Origin of the sequence: Streptomyces sp. NPDC088817 (assembly GCF_044750345.1) — a bacterium.
In the GTDB taxonomy this organism is placed as follows: domain Bacteria; phylum Actinomycetota; class Actinomycetes; order Streptomycetales; family Streptomycetaceae; genus Streptomyces.
In genome coordinates, this window is record NZ_JBIVJN010000026.1 from 45,297 (window position 1) to 53,085 (window position 7,789).

The window sequence follows — 7,789 nt, forward strand, 5'->3', positions numbered from 1 at the left end:
CCGGAGCCTTCGACCAACTACGCCGGTCGAGGCCGCCTCGCCAGGCGAGGCGAGTCGTCCCTCGGTGCGCGCCCTGACCGCCAAGGTCGCCGCCGCCCGCCCCAACCTTGCGGGCCTGAACGCCCTCATCGACCGCACCGCACCCGAGCCCAACACCTCGGCTGGGTAGAGCGGTTGCGGCCCCGTACCGTACAGGTCATCTGCCCGCCGAGGCCGGCGCCTGGACCGCGGGGAACCCCCGCGACTACTCCGGCCGTTCGTTTCCCAGGTAGCGCACGGCCGGGAAGCGCTCGGACAGGCGCATGATCACCTTGGCGTGCCCGTGCTCGGCGAGTTCGTGCCGGGCCTCCTTCATGTTGAGGATCTTGTCCATGGTGTAGGTCTCGGTGCAGGGGCCGAGGTCGATCTGGTGGTCGCCGAGGGTGAAGAGCATGGACTCGTATCCGACGGTGAGGCGGAACATGCCGCCGCGGATGTCAGCTAGTTGGTCGAGGCCCTCGGCGCTGATCACCTCCACGGACACGGTCTCGCCCCGCAGGACGATCTCCTCTCCGTCGAGTAGTGCGTGGATCTCCTTGACCTCGCGGACGTCGTGCCGGGTGAAGTCGTCGGGGACGGGGAAGTACTGGCCGGTCCTGCTCTGCAGCCGGGCCAGGTCGTCGTACGCGTTGGCCCAGAACCGGGCTTCGCCCGCCTCCCAGCCGGGCGGGGTCATGCCGGTGGTGATCGGGGCGCGCAGCCCGTCGCTGGAGTCCCCGGCGAAGACGAGCGTCATGAATCGGCCGGGGTGGCTTTCGGCGATCAGTTGCAGCACTGGCACCAGGGCCGCCGGCATCGCGGTCTCGGGCGGCACGAAGGAGAACTTGAGCTGGCCGGACAGATCGTGCCGACTGAAGCGCACCTGCACCCGCATCAGGCCGGTCATGTCGCTTCCGTACAGGGTCCCGCCGTCCGTGCCCAGGACACGGTGCGTGAAGGCCGCAGCCAGGGAGGCGACCGGGATACCGGAGGGCTGCTGGACGATGACCCGGCCGCGCAGCGGCGGCGTCACCTCCTGGCGGGGCGAGGTGATGCGCACGCTGGCGAGCGTGAGCTGATCCAGGCCGAGACCTTGGGGCCCGGCCAGACGCGTCTCGGCGAGGTTGTCCGCCGTCAGTTCCACCTCGCCGCCGAAGCGCATGGTCTCCTCGAACTGGCGCCGCCGCTGCACCTCCTGTTCATCGCCGGCGGGGAAGCGGACGCGGCCGGTGAAGCGGATCGCCGTCTGCCCGTCGGGGGTGGGCCCCTTGGGCGTCAGGTGTACGACCGTCTGCCCGTCCGCGCCCAGCGTCGTGTGCAGCGCGTAGTGCGGGGAGATCTCCTGGGCCCGCGCATGCAGCGCGCTCGCCCGCTCGAGATAGTCGGGCAGCCCGCCCAGCAGCACGTCCCGCTCGGCGCGCGCCTCGGCGACCCGATCCAGGATGTAGTCGCTGGACTCCTGCAGCGCGTAGCGCACCAGATCGGGATGGGCGGCGAACTTTTCGTCCAGCCAGCCGCGCCCGCGCCAGTGCCGTACGAACGGGAACTGTTCGCGCAGCCCCTCGAACCACAGCAGTTCGGCGGGGTTGTGGTCGATCGGCACCAGGAGGTCCCAGTGGTCGGGCTGGTGGCGGGCCGCCGACACCAGCGAGCCCACCACCTGCCGCCGCCGGACCGTGGTCATGCGGCCGGTGAACGACTTCGCCTCGTAGACGACGAGTTCATCGTCCTCCGTGTCCTCGAACAGGTCCCGGCCGCCGTCCCCGCCGCTGCCGTCGACCGCCCGCGCTCTCTCGCGCAGACGCAGCACCAGCATCGTCACCAGTGCCTCGGACACCTTCGGGCTCTCGGCCGCCAGTCTGTCCCACGGAACTTTCACCACTCACCCACCCTACGAACGCCCACTGACACCAGAACCCCATCCGGCTGTCGCACCGCTCCTGCGTGCCGCCCGCTCGGGTCCCGGCAGACAATCCGCCGGGACCCGAGCGGGGATGGGTCAGGCCGGTGCCGCGGACCGGTCGCCGGAGCCGTCCGCGCTCGGGCGGGGAGGGCCGATACGGGTGGCCGGGTGCGAGGTGACCTGGGCGAGCCACTGCGCCGGGGTGACTACGGGCCATGTCCGCGGGCCCATTCGGCCGCGCAGCCCGATCAGGTCGGCGGCCCGGCCCTCGGCGGCCTCGATCGCCTTCGCCGGGCTGAACGGGTCGGCCTCCACGACGAACACCCCCGCGTAGACCCGGGCCCGCTCGGAATGACGGAAGTGATCCTCAAGCCGGGCTTTGACCCCGCTGCCGCGGTGCGCCTTGCCCAGCCACCGCAGCCGCCCCTCGGCGTCGACCGCCAAATACAGCCCGGCCAGCACTTCGCCGAGCGCCGCGAGGCTCTCGGCCCGGTGCGGTAGGAGGAGGCTGCGCGAGGCGGGCCAGCCGCCGCGCGCCAGGGGGCCCAGCGCCGTCCACGCGTGGCGCAGCACCCGCGCGTCGACCACCGGTCCGGCGACCGGCTCCGGGCAGCAGTCCCCGCTCACAGCGACATCACCGCCAGGGTGGCCTTGTCCAGCAGCGGGGCGATCTTCGCGCACTCCGCCTTGATCTTGTTGAAGTCCTCTACGTACAGCTTCTGCACCTGGGCCGGTTCCTCTGCGGCGCCGGCCTCCTCACGGGCACGCACAGCGTCCTCAAGGGTGACCAGGAGCCGGGCGATCTGCTCGGCCAGGGCGGCGGCGCCCACCGTGCTGCTGTCGACCACGGCCGACACTTCCATGCGCAGACGGGTCAGCCGCACGAGTGGGTCCTCGGGAATCTCCTCGGCGAGTTCCACGGTGTCCTCGCCGCTGCCCCCGTCCTCGGCAGCGATGTTGTCTGCGGGTGGCTGCGGCCGTTTGGACCTGGGAAATGAGGTCAGGGGGAAGAGCGCGTCGAACCATTCCTTGTCGGCGAGGAGTCCCTCGCACGGATCGCCGTGTGCGTCGGGCGCCCAGAAGGTGCCCGGTGCCAGGCCGTCGCCGGCCGGGGAGTCGGGGGCGCGCAGCACGGACTCGGCGAACGCGAGCAGCAGCGCACGCGTGACGCCCTCGGGCGGGTTGGTGTAGGCCTCCACGAGCGACTGGACCGCGTTGGACGGCGCGCGCCGCACACCCTTGCGCTGCGCGCTGGTGAGTGAGCCCTGGTTGGGCGTGATGAACGGCTCGGCGCCGCTGATCATGCCGGGCGCCAGGTGCCGCCGCACCAGGGCTTCCCAGGCCGCGGGGTCTCCCTGGCGGCAGGCGGTCAGCAGCGAGGCGAGGCTGCGCGCGTCGGTGCGTACCCCGAACTGCACCTCGGCCCTGCCGAACAGGCCCTCGGCGGCGGCGAGGGGGCCGGGGCGCAGGAAGTGCTGGGCGACCACGGCCGCCCAGATCTCCGTGCGCCGCTTGGCCTTGTCCCCGTTCCTCTGCGTCCAGGAGGCCTCCTGCAGGGCGGCGCGCACCACCGGCCAGTACTGGCCGGTGGGCATGTGCGCCCGGGCCGACAGGCCCTCGGGGCGCGGCGGGACCGGCGGGAACACCAGGACGGTGGCACAGCGGATCGCCACGTCCCGCAGGGTCATGGGGCCCACGTCGTCGCCCGGCGGCAGCAGCACCATGAGTTCGTCGAGCGCCCGGGCCCCGACCAGCGCGTCCGCGATCGCCTCCTCGTCCAACTCGCTGGCCGCGATGCGGCCGTGGGCGACCTCCTGGGCCAGCAGCTCACCCAGCAGCCCCTTGGTCCGGTAGGCCTTGACCAGGGTCGACCACAGTCCCAGGGAGCGGTCCATGTCCTCGTAGTCCAGCTGGCCGCGCAGGTGCTCGTGGACGTTCAGCTGGCGCAGCGACTCCTCCAGGCGCTCCGGCTTCTTGGCGCCGACTACGATCCGGGCCGGCACCTGCGCGATCCGCGCCGCCCGCTGCGCACGCCCTTCAAGATCCTGGTCGGGGTCGGCGTACTCGGCGTTGAGCAGGGAGCTGATCCGGCGCAGGATCTCGCCCAGACCCCGTACGACCATCCGCCGGTTGTCCTCCTCCCCGGGCAGTCGCAGCAGGGACTGCGGCACACCGGTCAGCAGGTGCTGGGGCGTGATGCCGAAGGTCTCCAGGCGGGCATCGGTCCGGTTGGCGCCGGTGGCCTGCTGGCCCCGCCAGATGTGCCGCCGGGATCCGTCCTGGTCGATCACCGGGGTGCGCTGCAGCACGACCACCGTGGAATCCCGCTGGCCCTCCTGCACCAGGGACTCCGCCAGGTCGTAGGGGCGCTGCCGCGCCCGCTGCCGCAGCGTCTCCACGGCATAGCGCTGCACCTCGGTGGCCACCTCCGTGCGGACGGCCTCCGTCGTGAGCGCCGCGAGCGGGATCCCGTCCTCGGTGACGGCCCGCACCACCGGCAGCGGGCGCCGCTTGCCCAGCGTCTGCTCGCACACCTCCAGCTCCCGCCTGGCGCGGGCCAGTTCCTCCTCGGCGGCCTCGACCGCGGCCGCCGCCGCGCTGTTCTCCGCCGCCGTCGCGGTCGGGGACAGGGTCCGCAGCGCCGACCGCGCCCGCTCCAGTGCGACGGTCCGCACGGCCACCGACCGCTGCTGGTCGACGAGTTCCTCCAGCCGCTGCTGGTTCTCGGCGGAGGGGTGCAGCCAGGCGCTGCGCGTGCGGTCGTTGTTGACCCAGGGCAGCGTCGCCGCCCCGTGCAGCTTCGCCTTCAGCACCAGCAGCGCCCCGTCGGTGTCGCGCTGCTCGACGTGGTAAGCGGTGGCGCGCAGGAAACGGCTCTCGCGCCGGCGTTCGGTGACGTGCTTGGCCTCGCCCTCGCCGAGCGCCGGCGCGAGAGCGTCAAGCACGGCCTGCTGGGGCACGGGCGCGAAGCCCTCGACCCCGCAGGTGTTAACGATGGCCTCGTAGAGGTTCAGAGCCCAGGTCGGGTGGGTGGGATACGGAAAGGGCCCCTCGGGGGCCTTGCGGGCAGACATGAGAAGCAGACAGTCCTAACTCCCGGAGCCCTCATGGCCCCGGGCGCGACCCAGCGCATCCGGCGATGCCGAATACGGCACGCACCCGGACCGCAGGCACTCCTTCCACGGAGCACCGGCGAGGGCCGCCGCCACCGCCACGCACCTGCGGCGCGTACCGGCGAAGACCGTCTGCCTCTTCGAGTCCACCACCGGAGACTGTGCGCGCCACCGGAACCACCACTGCAACACCATCAATAGTGGGCAGTTCCGCGGCGTACGGCTCACGCCCCCTCCGCCGACGGCGGTACGGGGCTGGCAGGTCATTGAGACCACTGACGTGCCCTAACAGTCTGTCAGACCCAATGGAAATCAGACAACTTGTATGCAAGACGCGCATAGAACCACAAGATCACCAATGTGCGGATGCCTGCTCACATCCACATCGGCCAGTCAACCCCGCTGCTCCCACTGGAGATGCCGCATCGACAGATGCGGCATCTCGCCCTCGGCAAGCACCCGAGCGCGTTGGCCGCATGCCGCCCTGCACTGCGGCGCACAGGGGGCCTTGGCGCCTCGCCCGGCTGTCTGTGGCCTGCCCTGTCGGGCGGGTCCGATACCCGACAGAGATCTTCCTCGGGGCCTGGAGGACTCGCCGGGATCAACGAGGGGCAGGCCCTGCGGGCACGGTCACCTCGGTCACCCCTGGGGCGCCGACGAGTGACCTCGGCACGGGGACCACCGTGACGGCCGAACCGAGGTCACTCGTCGGCGCCGTCCAGGCCGCGGTCGCCTATTTCGTGGACGCGGTTGGTCCAAGCCTTCATGAACGCCTTCGCCCCGCCCTCCTCCGCGCCGGGCAGGGACAGTAGCCCTTGCCCGGCACTGATCTGTTCGTCGATCAGCTCCTCCATCCAGGCGGCGAACGCGGCCATCTCGGGAGACAGGCACATCACCAGTGCGTGGGGGACACCGGACGGCTTGGCCATCTGAGGGACGAGCAGGGCGATCAACAAGGCGAACCCCGACTCGTCGACCCTCGCCCGCAGCCGGGCGAGGAAGGGGCTGTCGTGCATCAGGAACCCATGCATCACGTAGAAGAAGCCGACCAGAGTGAGGACCCGCACCACACCCCGCGCCGCGGCCATCTCCTCCTCACCGGCGGCCTGGAGGCGGGCGAGTGGGTCGACGAGCGCCCCCGCCGCGATCCAGCTCTCCAGGGTGCCCTCGCTCTCGGCCCTGCGCGCGGACTCCGCGACCGGAGTCCAGTCCACACCGGGCATCAGCGCGGCGAGCGCCTCGACGAGCATCTCGCCCCCGACCTCGCCGGCCCCCATCCCGGCGGCCGCGGCCAAGCGCACTACCGCGCTCCGCTGCTCGCGCTCCGGGCTCGGCCCCCACCCGCCCGCGGGGTCCTCGATCACCCGCCGTACTTCGTCCGGGTGCGGCAGCCCGGCCGGACCCCGCCCCACCACCCGCCCGGCCTCCGCGTAGAAAGCGTCCTGCGCCTCCTCACCCCCGCCGCCCGCAGCCCGGGCCTGCACCACCACCCGCTGGGCGTGCGAGCGGCCCACCGCCCACACCAGCGCCTCCCGCACGGCTGGCCACGGCGGCTCCGGCACCGCCAACTCCCCGGGCCCGGTCGGGAGTCCGGCCTCGGTGTACCAGGCGATCACCGTCCACCGCAGATCACGCCCCGGCCGCGCATGCCGTCCCAGCGCCGCCGCGACGGCGACCGTCTCCTCGGCGAGCACCGAAACCGACCCGCGCCCCCGTCCCAGCCACCGCCGCGCATGCCCGGGCAGCAGCCCCGCCCCACGCCACCGCTCCAGCTGCGCCGCCGACACCCGCACCCCGAGCGCCGCCAGACGCTCGATCAGCTCCTTGTCCGCCGTGCTCGGCACCCCTCTGGCCACCACCCCAAGTTAGAACCCCGCGAGGTACTCGGAAAACGCAGGTCACGTACGCGCTGAACTGGGCAGACAACCGGGCCCCGGCCAGGGCCCGCGCACCGCGAAGGAGCCGTCCGCCCATGCCCATCCGCACCCGTCAGCGTCCCGCCCGTACGGCCACCACGGCCGCCACCGTGCTCCTGCTCGCCCCGACCGGCCGCACCGCCCTCACCTACGCCGGCACCGCCCTCCTACTGCTCCTGGCCCTCGCCGTAGCCCTCGCTCTCGGCGCCGCCTATGCTTCCCGCCCGGCTCACCGCACCGCCGCCCGCCACACACTCCACCTCCTGCTGCGCCTCGCTCCCTGGTACCCCGACCGCCCGCAGTAAGCGGGCGAGGAGCGCCGTGCCCCCGGCGGACGGCGAGCCGCCCAACCACGGCAAAGTGCCTGCGCCGTTCGTTCCGACGCAGCGAACCGCGCCGCCCCGGCCTCGATCGTGTGCGGAGGTGCCGCGGCATTGCACCAAGGCCGTCTGCACCCCCGGCTCGAAAACGGAACAGCGACGGGGGAGACCCCAAACTCGAATCTTCCATAGTTCTGAAGACAAGGAAGCACCCCACCCCGCCACTTGCCGGGTCACCTATCTGATGAGGCATCAACAGGAAGTCGACAGACCGCACGACCCTGTCCGTTAGCCAGCCAGAGGCCGGCCACGGAGTGGACGGCCACTCAACTCACCTTTACTACAGTCAAGTTATATAGAAATTACGCTGTCAGGCACGATCGCGGAGCGATCGGGACCACCACCCCTGATCCGCGGAGCGGATCAACCGGTCCCGGAGGGACCGGACGTCTCCGCGGAGCGGAGACGGGTACCGACGCGTAGCGTCGGCGCGTCGTTCCTGCGGAGCAGGACGCGCGC

General features: G+C 71.9%; 5 protein-coding genes. 1 reads left to right on the forward strand and 4 read right to left on the reverse strand.

Features of this window, described 5'->3' with window-relative positions; translation table 11 throughout:
- Positions 1–244 precede the first annotated feature (244 nt).
- The 4 genes from ACIP4X_RS33805 to ACIP4X_RS33820 all read right to left on the reverse strand — a co-directional run bounded on the left by ACIP4X_RS33805 (position 245) and on the right by ACIP4X_RS33820 (position 6,890).
- Positions 245–1,900: a hypothetical protein gene (locus ACIP4X_RS33805; protein ID WP_401352109.1), complete on the reverse strand. Its 1,656-nt coding sequence runs from the start codon at positions 1,898–1,900 to the stop codon at positions 245–247.
- 117 nt (positions 1,901–2,017) lie between these two features.
- A complete protein-coding gene (locus ACIP4X_RS33810; RefSeq protein WP_401352111.1) occupies positions 2,018–2,548 on the reverse strand; it encodes a hypothetical protein in 531 nt (176 codons plus the stop codon).
- Entirely contained in the window at positions 2,545–4,995 is a 2,451-nt protein-coding gene (locus ACIP4X_RS33815; protein WP_401352114.1) for a hypothetical protein, read from the reverse strand. Before ACIP4X_RS33815 ends, ACIP4X_RS33810 begins: the two co-directional genes overlap by 4 nt.
- 740 nt (positions 4,996–5,735) lie before the next feature.
- Positions 5,736–6,890 carry a hypothetical protein gene (locus ACIP4X_RS33820; protein WP_401352117.1) on the reverse strand — a complete coding sequence of 385 codons (1,155 nt, stop codon included), beginning with the start codon at positions 6,888–6,890 and terminating at the stop codon, positions 5,736–5,738.
- Between the two features lie 116 nt (positions 6,891–7,006).
- Here ACIP4X_RS33820 and ACIP4X_RS33825 point away from each other — a divergent pair, with 116 nt between their 5' ends.
- On the forward strand, positions 7,007–7,255 hold the full coding sequence (locus ACIP4X_RS33825; RefSeq protein ID WP_187090186.1) for a hypothetical protein: 249 nt from the start codon (positions 7,007–7,009) through the stop codon (positions 7,253–7,255).
- Positions 7,256–7,789: the final 534 nt, after the last annotated feature.

Excerpts from the sequence above, each read along its gene's own strand:
- ACIP4X_RS33815 (WP_401352114.1), bottom strand. The coding sequence starts at position 4,995 with ATGTCTGCCCGCAAGGCCCCCGAGGGGCCCTTTCCGTATCCCACCCAC.
- ACIP4X_RS33825 (WP_187090186.1), top strand. The coding sequence starts at position 7,007 with ATGCCCATCCGCACCCGTCAGCGTCCCGCCCGTACGGCCACCACGGCC.